Below are 405 nucleotides of genomic sequence, written 5' to 3'. Positions count from 1 at the left end.
AAGCGCCTGATGGCGGCCGTCGCCTCCCTGGCGGTCGTTGGTACCGTCGGCGCGGGCATGCTCGCAACCGGCACCGCCCCTGTGCTGGCCGATGCCGTGCGCGTCGAGGCCCCGCAGGTCCCGAGCTTCGCCGATGTCGTCGAGCGCGTCTCGCCGGCGGTCGTCAGCGTCAAGGTCAAGGCCAAGATCCAGCCGACGGCCGACGGCGGCTCCGATGACCAGGACGGCTTCGACAACCTGCCCGACAATCCGCAACTGCGCCGCTTCTTCAAGGAGTTCCGTGGCTTCGGCGATCAGGGTGGCCAGCAGTTCGGCATGCGGCCCTTCGGTCATCGCAACTACGGCAATGGCGAGCCGCGCCCGGTTGCCCAAGGCTCGGGCTTCTTCATTTCCGAAGACGGCTAC

1 pseudogene is annotated in these 405 nt (G+C 68.4%); it reads left to right on the top strand.

From position 1 onward, the window contains the following. Positions 1–405 (top strand): annotated as a pseudogene (locus EN845_RS33970) (serine protease); the annotation flags it as partial.

The sequence above is a fragment of the Mesorhizobium sp. M8A.F.Ca.ET.202.01.1.1 genome, assembly GCF_004791595.1.
In the GTDB taxonomy this organism is placed as follows: domain Bacteria; phylum Pseudomonadota; class Alphaproteobacteria; order Rhizobiales; family Rhizobiaceae; genus Mesorhizobium.
The sequence above is the reverse complement of the archived record's forward strand: the minus strand, read 5'-3'. Positions and strand labels throughout refer to the sequence as shown.